At 67.6% G+C, this 15733-nt stretch carries 14 protein-coding genes; 7 read left to right on the forward strand and 7 right to left on the reverse strand.

Features of this window, described 5'->3' with window-relative positions; translation table 11 throughout:
• Positions 1–8 precede the first annotated feature (8 nt).
• The 5 genes from YWM_RS0113145 to YWM_RS23565 form a co-directional block, all read right to left on the reverse strand.
• Positions 9–662, reverse strand: coding sequence for a GntR family transcriptional regulator (locus YWM_RS0113145; RefSeq protein ID WP_028851117.1), 654 nt, complete (start codon positions 660–662; stop codon positions 9–11).
• Between the two features lie 64 nt (positions 663–726).
• Positions 727–1089: a VOC family protein gene (locus tag YWM_RS0113150; protein WP_028851118.1), complete on the reverse strand. Its 363-nt coding sequence runs from the start codon at positions 1087–1089 to the stop codon at positions 727–729.
• 150 nt (positions 1090–1239) lie between these two features.
• Positions 1240–2124 carry an LLM class flavin-dependent oxidoreductase gene (locus YWM_RS0113155; protein WP_028851119.1) on the reverse strand — a complete coding sequence of 295 codons (885 nt, stop codon included), beginning with the start codon at positions 2122–2124 and terminating at the stop codon, positions 1240–1242.
• A 101-nt stretch (positions 2125–2225) separates the two neighbouring features.
• Positions 2226–3158: a glutathione S-transferase family protein gene (locus YWM_RS0113160; protein WP_028851120.1), complete on the reverse strand. Its 933-nt coding sequence runs from the start codon at positions 3156–3158 to the stop codon at positions 2226–2228.
• A 212-nt stretch (positions 3159–3370) separates the two neighbouring features.
• Positions 3371–4168, reverse strand: a complete 798-nt coding sequence (locus YWM_RS23565; protein WP_084612395.1) for a polysaccharide lyase family 7 protein — start codon at positions 4166–4168, stop codon at positions 3371–3373.
• 286 nt (positions 4169–4454) lie between these two features.
• Here YWM_RS23565 and YWM_RS23570 point away from each other — a divergent pair, with 286 nt between their 5' ends.
• Complete coding sequence (locus tag YWM_RS23570) at positions 4455–5231, forward strand: tryptophan-rich sensory protein (protein WP_043660993.1); 777 nt, start codon at positions 4455–4457, stop codon at positions 5229–5231.
• 3 nt (positions 5232–5234) lie between these two features.
• Here the strand turns inward: YWM_RS23570 and YWM_RS0113175 are convergent, their stop codons facing one another.
• Positions 5235–6398 carry an MFS transporter gene (locus YWM_RS0113175; protein WP_043660995.1) on the reverse strand — a complete coding sequence of 388 codons (1164 nt, stop codon included), beginning with the start codon at positions 6396–6398 and terminating at the stop codon, positions 5235–5237.
• 55 nt (positions 6399–6453) lie between these two features.
• On the opposite strand from YWM_RS0113175, the gene YWM_RS0113180 reads away from it, so the two are divergent.
• Together YWM_RS0113180 and YWM_RS0113185 are read left to right on the forward strand one after the other, a co-directional pair.
• Positions 6454–7380 carry an LLM class F420-dependent oxidoreductase gene (locus tag YWM_RS0113180; protein ID WP_028851122.1) on the forward strand — a complete coding sequence of 309 codons (927 nt, stop codon included), beginning with the start codon at positions 6454–6456 and terminating at the stop codon, positions 7378–7380.
• Positions 7381–7457: 77 nt separating this feature from the next.
• Entirely contained in the window at positions 7458–7916 is a 459-nt protein-coding gene (locus tag YWM_RS0113185; RefSeq protein WP_028851123.1) for an SRPBCC family protein, read from the forward strand.
• A 69-nt stretch (positions 7917–7985) separates the two neighbouring features.
• Here YWM_RS0113185 and YWM_RS0113190 read toward each other — a convergent pair whose 3' ends face one another.
• Positions 7986–8438: a peptidase inhibitor family I36 protein gene (locus YWM_RS0113190; protein ID WP_052344864.1), complete on the reverse strand. Its 453-nt coding sequence runs from the start codon at positions 8436–8438 to the stop codon at positions 7986–7988.
• A 272-nt stretch (positions 8439–8710) separates the two neighbouring features.
• Between YWM_RS0113190 and YWM_RS0113195 the strand changes: the two genes are divergently transcribed.
• The 4 genes from YWM_RS0113195 (at position 8711) to YWM_RS23580 (ending at position 15624) form a co-directional block, all read left to right on the forward strand.
• Complete coding sequence (locus tag YWM_RS0113195) at positions 8711–10672, forward strand: bifunctional copper resistance protein CopD/cytochrome c oxidase assembly protein (protein WP_052344872.1); 1962 nt, start codon at positions 8711–8713, stop codon at positions 10670–10672.
• Between the two features lie 113 nt (positions 10673–10785).
• Positions 10786–11190 (forward strand): single-stranded DNA-binding protein, encoded by a 405-nt coding sequence (gene ssb, locus YWM_RS23575; RefSeq protein ID WP_084612390.1) that lies wholly within the window; start codon positions 10786–10788, stop codon positions 11188–11190.
• A gap of 161 nt (positions 11191–11351) precedes the next feature.
• On the forward strand, positions 11352–13028 hold the full coding sequence (gene ettA / locus YWM_RS0113205; RefSeq protein WP_028851126.1) for an energy-dependent translational throttle protein EttA: 1677 nt from the start codon (positions 11352–11354) through the stop codon (positions 13026–13028).
• 34 nt (positions 13029–13062) lie between these two features.
• Positions 13063–15624 (forward strand): hypothetical protein, encoded by a 2562-nt coding sequence (locus YWM_RS23580; protein WP_156914768.1) that lies wholly within the window; start codon positions 13063–13065, stop codon positions 15622–15624.
• Positions 15625–15733 lie beyond the last annotated feature (109 nt).

Consider the following 15733-nt stretch of genomic DNA (forward strand, 5'->3'; position numbering starts at 1 on the left):
GCCTCCACTCAGTTGACGTCGGTAGTAGCGAGGTCTTCCAGCTGGCGCCAGGTACGCGTGGTGACTTCGGTAGCTTTGGCCGCGTCGCGTGCCTGGCAGGCGCGGAGCAGTTCGTCGTGCAGTGCGATGGAGCGTTCGGCGCTGGCCTTGCGGAATTGCAGGCGCTCGAGTCTGCGGATGAGCGGCGTGTAGCGCTCGATCGTGGCAGCCACCGCACGATTGCCGCACACCCGCACGAGCACTCCGTGGAATTCGTCGTCCGCTCGTAGTGCTGCGTCGATGTCTTCCGAACGCGTCGCCGCGGCGAACTGTTCGTTGGCGGCTCGCATCGTGGCGAGGTCGTCGTCGGTCAGCGCCGGGGTGGCAGTGCGGGCTGCGAGTTCGTGCATCGCGCGCACGACGGCAGCCGCGTCCTGGGCGTCGCGCAGCGCCAGGGGAGTGACGCGCGTGAAGCTTTGCGGCTTGGTCTCCACCAGGCCTTCGTCGGCCAGCCGGGCCAGGGCGTCCCGGACCGGTGCGCGAGACAGGCCCAGTCGTTCGGCCAGCTCGGCATTACTGAGTGTGGATCCCGGAGGGAGCTCACCGCGCACGATGGCGTCGCGGATGGCTTGGTAAGCCGTGTCGCGGAGCAGCGTGCGCCGGACCGGACGGAGCGTCTCCATAAACTGACATGTTAGATACCAATCCAGGGAGTCGGTAGGGCCGAAAGTGCTCCGCTCACAGGTTTCAGCTCATGTCGACGATGCAGAACGGGTTGTCGTCCGGATCGGCGAGCACGACGAAATCCGAATCGGGCGGGTAGCGGTCCCAGTCCAGCCTGCGGGCACCGAGCTGCACAAGGCGGTCGATCTCGGCTTCTTGTTCGGCCGCGTCGTCGACGAAGAGATCGATGTGCACGCGGGGATAGGGCTCGACCGGGGACTCGCTGAGCTGCAATCCCACGACTTCGGTGCCGTCGGCGCGTTGCAGACTGCACCAACGTTCGGTGGTCGTACCGGGTTTGGGGTGGAGATCGAGCGCGGCCGACCAGAAGTCGATGGCGCGCTGCATGTCGACCACCCCGATGACGGGATATCCGAGTCTGAGCATGGTCGCGGGTGCCCGACGGGGCGGAAAGCGAACCACCGGCGTGCTCGGCTTCGGTGATCCGGAAGCCGCGTCAGCAGATCACCTGGCTGGGACGCGCCGCACCGTCGGAGTTGCGCCGCGGCGGCGTCGTCCGTCACGTGAGCCAGCGAATCACTCGGCGCGGACCTCGTCCAGCACCCCGCCTGCCAACTCGTCCAGTACCGCGTGATCACCGGCGAACGGCGGCTCCGGACGCGGCCAGTGCACCACCAGGTCGGTGAAACCCAGCTCCTTCGTGCGCTCGGCGGTCTCCCGGAAAGTGGCCACGCTCGTCAAGGAATAGGCAGGGCCGGCATCGGCGTAGAGGTACCGGCGAACGTCCCCAGGGTCGCGCCCCGCCTTGTCCAGCGCGTTGTCGAAGGCCGACGCGAGCTCGGTGACGCCCCGCCACCATTCCTCCGCGTCCGCGCCGCCGCGACCCGTGGTGATCCAGCCGTCACCCAAGCTTGCTGCCAGGCGCATCGTGCGGGGACCGTTGGCCGCGATGAGCAAGGGAATGCCAGGCTGACGCGTCGGACCGGGCAGATTGCGCGCCTCGACGGCGGTGAAGTACTCGCCCTCGTAGCTGAACTTGTCCGTGTGCACCAGCCCGGCGAGCGCTTCGGCGAATTCGATGAAGCGATCGGCCTTCTGTTTCGGCGTCGGTGGATCCTCGCCGCGGACCGCATAGTCGTAGGCGCCCATCGACCCGGCGCCGAGGCCGAGCAGGAGCCGCCCGCCGGAGACGTCATCGACATGGACCACCTCGCGGGCGAACGGGACCGGGTGCCGGAAAGCGGCCGAGGCGACCATCGTGCCGAGTTCGATGCGCTCGGTGACGAGCGCGGCGCCGGTGAGAGTCGGCATCGCGCTGAACCACGGGCTGTCCACGAAGCTACGCCAGCCGATGTGGTCGTAGGTCCAGGCATGATCGAATCCGTACCGCTCGGCGGCACGCCACTGGGGCGCCGCCTGTGCCCAGCGGTGTTCAGGGATGAGCATGATGCCGACTCGCATGCCGGAAGGCTAGCGGTGCCCACCGACAATGTGCGGTGTCCGAACTCCGTGCTCGCTCAGGCGCGGCGGCCGATCACGGAGGCGCGGCCCGATGTTCGGCGCTAGCCGCGGCCGTGCGGAGTCAACCACACCTCCGGGTCCGGTCCCTTCGGCACGATCTGTGTCGGGTTGATCATGGTGTGAACGATGTAGTAGTGCTGCTTGATCTGCTCGAAGTCGACGGTCTCCCCGAAGCCCGGCGTCTGGTACAGGTCGCGCGCGTAGGCCCACAGCGCGGGCATCTCGGTCAGCTTGTTCCGATTGCACTTGAAGTGGCCGTGATACACCGCGTCGAACCGCACGAGCGTGGTGAACAGTCGCACGTCGGCTTCGGTGATCGCATCGCCCATCAGATACCGGCGATCCGTCAACCGCTTCTCCAGCCAATCCATGGTTTCCCACAGCAGGTCGTAGGCCTCGTTGTAGGCCGCCTGCGACCCGGCGAACCCGCAGCGGTACACGCCGTTGTTGACGCCGTGGAAAATGCGCTCCATCACCTCTTCCATTTCTTCCCGAACGTCCGCGGGCCACAAGTTGGGCGCGTCCGACTTGTGGTAGTCGGACCATTCGAAGAAGAAGTCGTGCGTGATCCAGGGAAAGTCGTTGGTGACGACCTGACCCGTCGGAATGTCCACGATGGCGGGCACGGTGATGCCGCGCGGGTAGTTCGGGATGCGTCGGAAATAGGCCTCCTGCAGGCGTTCGATGCCCAGCACCGGATCACGGCCGCCCGGGTCGAGGTCGAACGTCCAGCTGCGCTCGTCGTGCGTCGGCCCCGGCATGCCGACGGAGATGACGTCCTCGAGCCCGAGGAGTTTGCGCACGATCAGGGTGCGGTTCGCCCACGGGCACGCCGCCGCCGCGATGAGCCGGTACCGCCCCGGCTCCACCGGCCACAGCTCACCGTTGACCGGTCCGTGTTCCGGGACGCGGGCGTCTTTGGTGATGCGGTCGGGGATGTAGTTCATGTCGCGCTTGAACTCTTTGTCGGCCATGCACTCAGCCTACGGGCGGAAGGCGACGTAAGGCCTTGATTGCGTCCGACTGCGCGACGGTCCGGCGGGTTGTTCCCACCCTTTTCCGAATTGGCGTCGGTGTGGGACGGCCGGATTGTCGAGGCTCGGTCCCCCGCCGACCGTCCGGTGACCGCTCCTCTTCCGGCCACCCGCCGCCTACCACCGGTGGCCGAGGCGGCGCGCGGCTGAGGCTATTCGCGGTGTTCGACGTTCAGCTCGTACAGCACGACCTCGCCGTAATTGCTCTCGTCGCACGGGTCGGACTTCTCGCAGTTCGCCTGGGTATAGGCGCCGGTCTTGAAGTAGGCCTCCGACGCGTCGGATTCCACCGTCGTCTGCAGTTCGCCGTTGTAGTAGGCCTCGATCTTTCCGTCCGAGGCGACGAACTTGGCCTCGAAGACCGTGCCGAGCTGGTAGTTGTCGGTGATCAAGTGGTGGTGCGGTTCGTCGCCGTCGGTGATCCACAGCTCGGTGCCCTCCAACCGGAACACCGTGACGTCGTCGTCCCCACCGTGCACCTGGGCCCCGACGACGTGCGGCTTGTCATTCGGCGTCGCGGTGAACGCGAGCTTGGCGGTCAGCGTATGCGTGCCTTCGGTGGTCGACCAGCCGGCTTCGTCGCTTCCGTCCGACACCATCTCGCGCAATTCCGACCTCGGGTACGCCGAGTTGCCGGTGGTGGCGCCGTTGACCGCCGAGCGGAATCGGATGCCGTCACAGTTCTCCGTCGCCACGAACCACGGGTCCGCGGCGAAGGTCGCCAGCTCGGGCTGTTTGATCTCCTCGGCGTCGTCACCACCGGTCGGCAGGGTCACCTTCCAGCTCTGCAGGTCGAGCACGTCGGCCGGGCACTGGCACTCTCCGGAATTGCCGGATGTCGGTCGTGACGGCGCCGACGACGAAGCGTCCTCATTGGTCGTGGTGGACGTCGCGAGCGCGCCGGCGGCAAGCAGGGCGACCGCGGCAAGCTGGAACAACTGAGACTTCATCAATACCTCCCGGCGATGAATGAGCGGCACCAGTTTCCGCATGTCTCAGCCGCCAGCCAGGGGAGTTGACCGGTACCTGACATTCCTGGGCAGGGCGACGACAGGCGACTGAATACCGCGCGGACCCGAATCCGAAGTCGGCACCTGGACGGCGAACAAGGTCGGCAGCTCGAGACGCTCCAGGGAAACCGGCGCAATCGGCGAGATCGCTCACTGCGGTGAACGATGGGTATCAGGCATGCGTTCGTGGTATTCACCCGCGACGACCGCGCCAAGGGAGTGACCAGTGAACGAAAGTCCGGAATCGTCAACTCGCGCGGACTCCGTACGAGCTTTCGCGGTGTTGGCCGCGGCCGTGCTGCAAATTGCCGGCGGTATCGTCGGCGGGCCCGGATTGCTGGGCGAGTCGGTGAGTTCTGTGGCGAACGCCTATCCGACTCTGCTGCAACCCGGAGGCGCCGCGTTCTCCATCTGGTCGCTGATCTACGCGGCGTTCTTGATTCTGGCCGTGCGGCAAGTACTTCCCGGACAGCGTGCCCGCGTGGTGCACCGCCGCTCGGGATGGTGGCTGGTCGCCGCCGGGGTGTTGAACGCGACCTGGATCGTGCTGTTCACGCAACGATCGTTCATCCCGGCGCAAGTCGCCATCGTGGCTCTGCTGGTGGTCCTGGCCTGCGCGGCCAACCGCATGCGATCGCCGGGCGGCGGATGGGCGGACCGGTTGCTGTTGCGCCTGCCGATCACCGTCTACCTCGGCTGGGTGGCTATCGCGACCGTGGCGGGTGCAGGCACGACTCTCGCTGCGGTCGCGAGTGCGCCCTCCGCGTGGTTGTCGGTGGCTGCCCTTGTCGTGACCGCAGTGTTGGTCGTCGCCGCGATCTGGTGGCTACCTGCGATAGCGGGCTTCGTCCTGGCGGTCTGCTGGGCGTTCGCGTGGATCGCCGTTGCCACCACCGCGCCCGAGGTTGCCGCTGCCAGCCTTGCCGCCCTCGCCGCCGCAGCCCTTGCTGGTGCGGTTCGCGCGGCACGGTCTCGGCAGAAGTCGACCGTGCTGTTCGGCTGATCCTCAGCGCGTCTTGGCACCGGGCGTGCGGTACGCCAGCAGCACAACGGCCGGCAGCAACAGCAGTGCGATTGCGGCGACGCCCAAACCGTTGCCGTGGAACTCGGCGACCGCACCCCACAGCGCATAAGAACCGAGAGCGCCGATCCCCGCACCAAGACCTGCGACCGATGTGACTGTGGCCCGCGCGGGGCCTTCCACGGACGCTTGGAGCTTGGCGTCGGCAAGGACGATTCCGTACTGCAGCCCGCCGTAGCCGAGCGCGATGGGCACGAAACCCCACACGCTGCCGGCCAACGCCCCGGCCACGATCATGCCCGTCGCCGCCAGCAGGACACCCGCGAGCGGTCGATCGGCCATGCGGCGACCGCCCAGCGCCGAGCCGCCGAGCTGCCCGAGCACGGTCGCCCCGATGACCAACGGGACGAGTGCGGTGGCCACGCCAACTTCCACCGCGAGCAGGGGGAAGGCTTCGTCCAACGCCGTACCGGCCACAAGCACCGCGTAGACCAGGACGCGGCGACGCACCAGCGGTGACCGGCCGGCTTCCACGCTGCCGGACCGCAGCATGGACAGCCAGTGACGCCAGCCGCCGTCGACCTTCTCGACGCGTGGTCGCTCCGGCATCGAGGCCACCAACGCCACGCCGACGAGTCCCGCGCCGACGCTGACGGCGGCGATCAACGGATAGCCGCCCCAGGCGAACAGGGGAGCGGCCGACAAGGTCGCGGTGAGCTGGGCGGCCAGTGCCGCGGTATAGGTACGGGACGCCCAGCGCTGGTAGTTCTGTTCCACGCCGAGGGCGGCGAGTTCGTCATACAGCAGGGCCTCTGACGTCCCGGAATTCAGCGACTCCTCCAGCGCCCACAACACGAACCCGATCGTGAAGCCGAGCATGGTCGGCCACACCACCCACAACGTGAAACCGGTGGCCCGTGCCAGCGTGCCGAACATCAGCAGCTTGCGGCGCGACAGGGTGTCGGCCAACGCGCCGGACGGCACCTCCAGAACCAGTCCGGCCACCATCCACAGGCTCAGCAGCACGGCGATGTCGGCTTCGGACAGGCCACTGTCGGCGAACAGCACCGCGTACAGGGGATAGAACGGCACCAGGTCGTTCGATGCCTGATACGCCACGTACCGCCAGCCGAAGGCAGCTTCCGTCATGTCGTGGAACGCTCCTTCGCCGGTCGGTCCACCGCTGCGACTACCATCGGCGGCTGTGGAATTCATGATCTTCACCGAGCCGCAGCAAGGTGCCACGTACAGCGATCTGCTTCGCGTTGCTCAAGCTACCGAAGCGGCAGGCCTGAACGGGTTTTTCCGCTCGGATCACTACCTGAGCATGGGTGGCTCCGGCCTGCCTGGACCGACGGACGCCTGGACGACGCTGTCCGCGCTGGCGGTGCAGACCAAGGGGATCGCGCTGGGCACGCTGGTCACCTCGGCGACATTCCGGCTGCCCGGGCCGCTTGCGATCGCGGTGGCTCAGGCCGACGTCATGTCCGGTGGTCGCATCGAACTCGGGCTCGGCGCGGGCTGGTTCGAGGCCGAGCACACCGGTTACGGCATCCCATTCCCACCGGTTCGCGAGCGGTTCGAGCGCTTGGCCGAGCAACTGGAGATCATCACCGGCCTCTGGGCGACCCCGGAGGGCGAGACGTTCTCGTTCGACGGCGCCCACTACACCGTGGTGAACTCGCCCGGGCTGCCCAAGCCGACGCGCAAGATCCCGGTCATCATCGGCGGGAACGGGCGACGGCGGACGCCCGCTCTGGCGGCCCGCTACGCCACCGAGTTCAACATGCCGTTCAGTGACCCGGACACCGCTGTCGCCCAGTTCGACCGGGTCGCACGGGCCTGTGACGACATCGGCCGTGACCCGTCGGAGATCAAGCGATCGCTCGTGCACACCTTGGTGATCGGCAGGACGAGTGCGGAGGTGGCTCGTCGTGCCGAGCAGCTGAGCCGCTCACCCGAGGATCTGGCCGACAACCCGTTGGCAGGCACGCCTGCCGAGATCGTCGACCGGCTCGGGCGTTGGCGCGAGAAGACCGGAATCTCCCGTGTCTACCTCCAGGTGCTGGACCTGGACGATCTCGACCAGATCGACCTCGTGGTCAACGAGATCGTGCCGCACCTGGGGTGACCCTGGCGGCTGGTGCTGCACGCCCGGCCCGATGTGTGTCGTGGCGCCGACCGGTACCTGAGTGCTTCGATGTGCTCATGAACCCCGACGCCGACGAGCCACGCATCGTTCGTGTCACCCGGGACGTTGCCGCCAGCGCGGAGACGCTGTTCAGCCTGATCGCCGATCCGGCTCAGCAACCGCGCTGGGACGGCAACGACAACCTCGCCCGCGCCGACGAAGGTCAGCGCGTCACCGCCGTTGGCGATGTCTTTCGCATGCACCTGACCAACGGCGGTGTGCGGGACAACCACGTCGTCGAATTCGAGGAGAATCGCCGCATCGCCTGGCGGCCCGCCGACAGCGGTAAGCAGCCGCCGGGCCACCTCTGGCGGTGGGAGCTCGAGCCGCTCGGAGAGTCACGCACCAGGGTCACGCACACCTACGACTGGACCCAGCTCGATGACCCGACCCGGCTGGAGCGCGCGCGATCCACTACGGAGGACAACCTGCTTGCGTCGGTGAACAACCTGGCCGCAGCCGCGGAAGGGAACTAGGCGGCAAGCGCCCACCCGCCACCGACGAGCCGGGCGGAGCCACGCACGGCACGCGGAGTTCGTTCACCCCTACTCCCACACCTGGATGCCGCGCACGACGAACGGAGCTTGCGGGACGAACGTGCCCCCACCGGGATACGTGGTGAAGTCGCCCTCCGTCGAGCAGTCCCGGCCTTGGTAGACCGTCACATGGCGGTCGGCAGTGCGGTTGGCGAACGAGCGGCCGACGAAGCCCTCCGGAAGCGGAATGCATTCATTCGGGTTGGCGTTGCGCAGGTCCAGCCGAAGAATCTCGCCGCGATAGTCCGCACGCTCCCACAGACAGAATTCACCTGGCTCGCACTCGGCCTCTCCGACGGGTGCCTTGGCTTCGACAGGCGACTCGGCGCTCAGTGCGGCTGTTACCGGGCGCGTCGAGTGCTCGGTCGCGCCGGCCGTTGTCGCACCAGAGCCCAACACCATGCCGATACCTACGGCGAGCAGAACGGTTCGAAGTGCGCGAGAGCGCAAGCTGTCGGTCATTGTTCGTCCTTCCCCCAAGGGCCTGTCTCGCCATCAACCGTCACATGATCAGCAACGCCGTGGGGGTGCTCCGGCGAATCTGTGGATAAGTCCTTGCCGGCGCACCGAGCAGGGCGCGTTATCCACAAATTCCGGTTACGTGCTGCACGCAGCGCTCTGCTGTGGTAAACCCGCGCGTTCGTGATCCCGCGCACCGGCCTAGGCTTCGTGTCGTGGCCACCGAGCAGCTGACGAGGAAGAAGCCCAGGTCTTTCGGCGTCACCGCATTGGTGATGCTGGGCAGCCTCGTCGCCGTCGTCGTCGCGGTGGTGCTGCTCAGGCAAACGGGTGGGACCAACCTGACCGCCATCACGGGTCTGCGCGACCCGGGCCCCCTGACGACCTACGGCGTCTCGGTGGTTCGGCTGTTCGCCGAGGTGTCCGCGGTCGTGGTGATCGGTTCGTTGCTGCTGGCCGCGTTCCTCGTCCCGCCGCAGAAGTCAGGCACGCTTGCCGCCGACGGCTACGGCGCGTTACGCGTAGCGGCGTTCACGTCGTGGCTGTGGTTCGTCTTCGCTGTGGCCAGCGCCTACTTCAGCGCCGCGGAAAGTGCCGGACGCCCCGTCGGGGAAGTCCTCGACCCAGAGGTCTTCGTCGTCATCCTCGACGTCGTCGAAGCGCCGCGGGCATGGCTGGTGACCGCGTGCGTCGCGCTGATCGTCGCGGTGGGCGCGCAGCTGACGCTGACCTGGGGATGGACGGTGACGCTGTTCGGCTTCTCCCTCCTCGGCCTGGTGCCACTTGCCCTCATCGGCCACTCGGCGAGCGGCGGTGCCCACGACGTCGCCACCAACAGCCTGCTGTATCACCTGATCGCTGCGGCGCTGTGGGTCGGCGGCCTGATCGCGCTGCTCGCCCTGGGTAAACGGGGCAGCAAGAACCTTCCGCTCGCAGCCCGGCGGTTCTCGCGCCTGGCCCTGGTCTGCTGGATCGTCATGGCGGTGTCCGGCGTCGTGAACGGCCTGGTGCGCATCACGCCCGATCAGCTGTTCAGCGATGCTTACGGCCTGTTGCTGCTCGCCAAGATCGTGGCCCTCGGCGTTCTCGGTGTGTTCGGGCAACAGCAGCGGGCGCGTGGCGTTCGTGCGCTGCAGGAATCCGGCACCAGGGGGCCGCTGCTGCAGCTGGCCGGCGTCGAGATCCTCCTCATGTGCCTGACGTTCGGCATCGCCGGAGCGCTGTCGCGCACTCCGAGCCCGGACGAAGGAACGGTGCCCGGCCGAGTGGAGCTGTTGATCGGCTACGAGCTGGACGGTCCGCCCACTTTCGGTCGCCTGCTGTTCGACTGGCGGTTCGATTTCGTGTACGGAACGGCGGCGATCACGCTCGCCGTGCTCTATCTGGCCGGCGTCCGACGGTTGCGCAAGCGCGGCGATCACTGGCCGGTCGGCCGCACCGTCGCATGGCTTGGTGGCTGCGCCTCGCTGCTGATCGCCACCTCGTCCGGGATCGGACGGTATTCGCCCGCGATGTTCAGCGTGCACATGGGCACGCACATGTTCCTGTCCATGGTCGCGCCGGTGCTGCTCGTTCTCGGTGGCGCGACGACACTCGCGTTGCGTGCCTTGCCACCCGCGGGCCGCGACGCACCGCCTGGCCCCCGAGAGTGGCTGCTCGCCGCGGTGAACTCACCGGTCGCGCGGTGGCTCACGCAGCCGATCATCGCGCTGCTGCTGTTCGTCGGGTCCTTCTACCTGCTCTACTTCTCCGGACTGTTCGACGTCGCGTTGGAATACCACTGGGCGCATCTGGCCATGAACGCCCACTTCCTGCTGGCGGGCTATGTGTTCTTCTGGCCGCTCATCGGCGTGGACCCGGCGCCGCGGCGGCTGATGCCGCTCGGCCGTGTCGGTGTCATGTTCCTGTCGATGCCGTTCCACGCGTTCTTCGGGGTGATCCTGATGAGCTCGCAGACGGTGATCGGCGAGGAGTTCTACACCCAGCTCAAGCTGCCGTGGGTCGGTGACCTGCTCACCGATCAACGCCTCGGCGGCGGCATCGCCTGGGCGTTCGGTGAGGTTCCCGCGCTGATCGTGCTCGTGGCGCTCATGGTGCAGTGGGCGCAAGCCGACGAGCGAGAAGCCCGCCGGGTCGACCGCAGGGCACGTCGTCTGGGCGACCAGGACGACGAGCTCGCGGCGTACAACGCGATGCTGGCGAAGATGGCGGGCAAGTCCGCCGAATCGGAGCAGTAGCCCGAGAGTTATCCACTACCCGCCAGTTGTCCACACCCGCCTCGTCGAGGCCTTGGGTCTCCCCGTGCTGCGCCTGCACTCTGGGACAAACGAAACGAGGTGAGGAGATACCGATGGCAACTGGTGAAACGGTGGTGACGGTCAGCGGGCGCGTAGCCACTGACGTGGAGCGGCGGGATGTGGGGGAGGGCAATGAAATGGCTGGATTCTTGGTGATCAGTACCGAGCGACGATTCGACAAGACCGTCGGGGACTGGGTCGACGGTCGCAAGTTCTCGGTGTGGGTCACGTGCTGGCGCCGGCTGGCGCGCAACGTCTCGATGTCGTTGGCCAAGGGCGACGACGTGATCGTCTGTGGGCGGTTGCGCACTCGCGAGTACGAAGACGGCGGCAAGACGCGCTATGCCACGGAGCTGGATGCTTTCGCGGTCGGTCCCAACCTGACTCGAGCGGTTGCGGAGGTGCGCAGGCTCAGGGTCGGTGATACGTCCACAAGTGCACAGCCCGTAGCGGCTTGAGCGGTTTCAGGCGGTTTGGGGCAGGCGACGCGGAGCGTCCGACTACGCGGAGTGCTGCCGACGGCCGCCGACAGGGCGCCGTGGCGACGGCTCTACCATCAGACTCCATGACTACAGCGGTACGACGCGCTCGAGCGAGCGGGGCGGGGGCAGTCTGACAGATGGCCGAGTTCATCTACACCATGCGCAAGGTGCGCAAGACGGTCGGCGACAAGGTGATCTTGGACGACGTCAGCACCGCGTTCTATCCGGGCGCCAAGATCGGCGTCGTCGGGCCGAACGGCGCGGGCAAGTCGACCGTGTTGAAGATCATGGCGGGCCTGGAGCAGCCCAGTAACGGCGACGCCCAGCTGCAGCCGGGCGCCAGTGTGGGCATCCTCCTCCAGGAGCCGCCGCTGAACGACGAGAAGACGGTCCGCGGCAACGTCGAGGAGGGCCTCGGCGAGATCAAGGTCAAGCTCGACCGCTTCAACGAGATCGCCGAGAAGATGGCGACCGACTACAGCGACGAGCTGATGGAGGAGATGGGCAAGCTCCAGGAAGAGCTTGACCACGCCGACGCCTGGGAGCTCGACTCCCAGCTCGAGCAGGCGATGGACGCGCTGCGTTGCCCGCCGCCGGACGAGCCGGTCACACATCTGTCGGGTGGTGAACGCCGCCGGGTGGCGTTGTGCAAGCTGCTGCTGTCCAAGCCGGACCTGCTGCTGCTGGACGAGCCCACCAACCACCTGGACGCGGAGAGCGTGCTGTGGCTGGAGCAGCACCTGGCCAACTACCCGGGCGCGGTCCTGGCCGTGACACACGACAGGTACTTCCTGGACAACGTCGCCGAGTGGATCATGGAGCTGGACCGCGGCCGCGTCGTCGGGTACGAGGGCAACTACTCGACGTACCTGGAGAAGAAGCGGGAACGGCTGGAGATCCAGGGCAAGAAGGACGCCAAGCTCGCCAAGCGGCTCAAGAAAGAGCTGGAGTGGGTGCGGTCCAACGCCAAGGCGCGGCAAACCAAGTCCCGTGCTCGTCTGGAGCGGTACGAGGAGATGGCCGCGGAGGCGGAGCGTCACCGCAAGCTGGACTTCGAGGAGATCCAGATCCCGCCGGGGCCCCGCCTGGGCAACGTGGTGGTCGAGGTGGAGAACCTGCGTAAGGGCTTCGACGACCGTGTGCTCATCGACGACCTGTCGTTCAGCCTGCCGCGCAACGGCATCGTCGGCGTGATCGGCCCGAACGGCGTCGGCAAGACCACGCTGTTCAAGACGATCGTCGGCCTGGAGAAGCCGGACGCAGGTACCGTCCGCATCGGCGACACGGTCAAGCTGTCCTACGTCGACCAGACTCGCGAGCGTATCGACCCGGAGAAGACGGTGTGGGAGGTCGTCTCCGACGGTCTCGACTACATCCACGTCGGCCAGACGGAGATGCCGTCGCGGGCCTACGTCAGCGCTTTCGGGTTCAAGGGACCGGATCAGCAGAAGCCCGCGGGCGTGCTGTCCGGTGGTGAGCGCAACCGGCTGAACCTGGCGCTGACTCTGAAGGAAGGCGGGAACCTGATCCTGCTCGACGAGCCGACGAACGACCTCGACGTCGAGACGCTGGGCTCGTTGGAGAACGCGCTCGAGCAGTTCCCCGGCTGTGCGGTGGTCATCTCGCACGACCGGTGGTTCCTGGACCGAGTGGCGACCCACATCCTCGCCTGGGAAGGTACCGAGGAGAACCCGGCGAAGTGGTTCTGGTTCGAGGGCAACTTCGAGGGCTACGAGAAGAACAAGATCGAAAGGCTGGGTGCTGAGGCAGCCCGTCCGCATAGGGTGACGTATCGGAAGCTGACACGCGACTGACCAGCGACCGTCACCGACGACCACCGGAGGCCTTGTGGCTGCAGGCATGCACGACGAGCAGGGGGTTGCTGGTCACGCACGCAACAGCGCTCGCCGGTCGGGCGCCGGCACCCCAGCGCTGTCGGTGATCAGGCCGGACGTCACTCCTGCCGAACGCCTGCTGGCCCAAGGGGCGCAGCTGCGGTTTCGTGCGCCGGAGCTGGCGCTGGTCCTCGGGGAACGGGCGGCCGCGTTGGCGGAAGCCGCGGGCTCCGAGAAGCTCTGGGTCAACGCCGAAGGGCTGTCGGTCTTCGCCCGGATGAGGATGGGGCAGCGGGCCGACGTCGTGCATCGCGCGGTCACCGTGCTGCGCACCGCCGAGGCAGATGGGCACGCCGAATTGGCGGCTCAGATGCGCGTCGAGCTGGCGGTGTGCGCGCGTAGCGCTGGGGTGCCGATGACCGGGTTGGCAGCGCTTCGGCCGATCCTCGGACAGCGCGACTTGCCGGCGGTGTGCCGGGCGATGGCGTTGATGCAACTGGTCGGGTGCCTGGCGCCGGTGGGCAGGCAGACGATCCTGGAAGCAGCCCTGGACGAGGCCGACCGGTTGGTGCGCTCGGATCCGGACCTGTCCGACGTCGATCGCATCCTGCTCCGCGCGATGGTCGCGAGCAGGACGGCCGCGCATCAGCGCAGGCACGGTGATCTCGCCGCGTCGCTGGACACCGCTCAGCGCGCATTGGACCTGCTCGACGGTCTGGAGTCGGCAGCTCAGGACGGCATGCAGCTGCGTGCGCGAATCGTGCTGGAGATGGCGTGCGTGCTGCTGGACCGTGGTGAGATCCGCCGGGCGGTGGAGCTGGCGCACACCGCGTTGGCGGAGCCGGCGCGCGCAGCAGCGGTGGGGCCCCTGGCTTGGCTGCGGCTGGCGCTGGCCACCCGCGTCCACCTGGCGTCCGGCGAGGCGGAGGCGGCAGGTCAGCTCGTCCGCGACGCACTGCACAGCGTGAAGCGCTACGACCTCACCTGGATCGAAGCGCGCCTGTGGCTCGAGCTGTCCCACGTGGAAGAGGCGGCGGGACGGGAGACCTCGGCACTGCACGCCATCCGCGAAGCTCGCCGGTGCGAGCACATCTACGGCCGCGCCAAGCGTCAAGCCATCGGGTCGCTGACCGGTGAATTCGGCCGAGGCGAACAGAGCGTGGTGGATCTGGTGCAGCTGCTGGACTCGGTGGACAGCCGAGCGCAGGGCAGTGGCCGGGCAGCGAACGAGAGTCGGTCGGCGAACGATCGCAGCGCGGGCAAGGACGGGAGCACTCGACCCGCCGAGGAGCCCGCGACACCTCCGGCGACGACCTCGGCTTCGCCGACCGAGAAGCGGTCCGAACCGGTCGGCAGCCCGCGTGAACCCGATTCCGAGTCGACTCAAGTCACGCCCAAGGTCACGCTGCCGATCGTGAACCTGCCGACCATCGCGCTGCCCGGGGTCCTCGACCCGACCATCAACCGAGGCGAGCAGAACGAGCGCCCCCGGCTACGTCCGGCGGATTCCGAATCAACGGGAACGTCCCGACCTGAATCGGCGGGCCCGCGCAACGGTGGGGCGACCGACGAGAAGGGTCGCAGCAGCTCGGACATCCCGAAGCTGTGGTTGGCGGGGTTGGAGCAGTCGGAGCCGAAGCCGACGGAGTCACAGTCTCAGGACCGGCAGGCCGAGACGAGCCCCGGGGAAGCTGAGCGGTCGAATACCGAGTCCAAGCCAGAAGCCACCGGCTCGGCGGAGGCGACACCCCGGCGTCGGCGCGCTGAAGGTGGGACGGCTGCGCGCTCGGTGCTGGAGCGATTGGGCGTGAGCGTCGGCACCGGAGGGCGGCGCCGACGAGTTACGGACGACACGACATCGGACTCACCAGACGTGGTCTCGCGGAGGGCCGAATCGGACGAGCACCCGTCGAACGAGAACGATGGCGCCCATCGCTCGAACAACGGTGACAAGCGGCGCGCGGACTCGGTCGAGGAGAACTCGAACTTGCGGCGCCTTCCGTCAGCCGAGCCGTGGGCAGCGTCGACCGGAAAACACGCTGCCTCGGCACAGGTCGGTGACTCGAAATCCAGTGGCGATTCCGCGGGAACGCGAAGCGTGTCGGAGGGGTCGAACGTTCGCGCCGCCAGCGAGCTTTTCGGCGCAGCGCAGGACGAAGATCGGCCGACGCGAGCGAAGCACGCGCGAGACGGATCGAACGCGCAGGACGCGGCCGAAGCTCCCGAGAAGCAGCCGGGAGCGGAGAGCGCGATCGAGAACGCGAGGGATTCCGCCGCCAAGCTGGAAGAAGTGTCGGCGGGCGAGTCGAAAGGCGCAGCCGAGACGCGCTCGGCGAAAGCCGACGGGGCCGACCGAGGGTCGACATCCAGCGGACGCACCGAGCCGCCACGGCTGGACAGCTTGCTGGCCGTCTTCAGCAACTGGCCGGATGACGACGATGAGCTCGCCGGGTCGTTGTCGTCACGGGCTCGCCATCGGCGCCAGGAGGGCTCGGGGATGGCCGAGTCCGGGCGCACCAACGGACGTCGTTTCAAACGCGATGATCGGCCTTGGGGTCATCGCGGCGACCTGTAGCGCCACATCGCCAGTCAGCAGGGGGCGACGAGGAAACCCCTCGCCAAGCGGGTCATGAGGTCTGAGGACCACAGGGCCTCGGATGCGCGGACATCGTGCGGGACACACA

Source organism: Thermocrispum municipale DSM 44069, assembly GCF_000427825.1.
Taxonomy (GTDB): domain Bacteria; phylum Actinomycetota; class Actinomycetes; order Mycobacteriales; family Pseudonocardiaceae; genus Thermocrispum; species Thermocrispum municipale.